Source organism: Lysinibacillus sp. GbtcB16, assembly GCF_019091145.1.
GTDB lineage: Bacteria > Bacillota > Bacilli > Bacillales_A > Planococcaceae > Lysinibacillus > Lysinibacillus fusiformis.
On record NZ_JAGXJV010000550.1, the window covers coordinates 1 to 260 of the forward strand.

Genomic DNA, 260 nt, shown 5'->3' on the forward strand with positions numbered 1-260 from the left:
GCTAAGGAGACGATTGAGCTTTCAGCCAAATATGCGAATACCCGCCAGCAGTTCAATACGCCAATCTCCAAATTCCCGCTCATTGGTAAGAAGCTGGCAGAAATGAACATTCAAACGTACGTCCTGGAAAGCATGGTGTATAGAACGACAGGACTAATGGACGCTATCCTCAAGGATATCGATCATACGAGTCCGGACGCGGGCAAGGTGTCTGCGAAAGGAATATCGGAATATGCGCTGGAATGCTCGATGAATAAAGT

The 260-nt window shown here is 47.3% G+C and carries 1 protein-coding gene; it reads left to right on the plus strand.

Annotated elements, in window-relative coordinates; translation table 11 throughout:
• On the plus strand, positions 1-260 hold a 260-nt coding region (locus tag KVT27_RS25215), incomplete at both ends, for an acyl-CoA dehydrogenase family protein (RefSeq protein WP_256449053.1).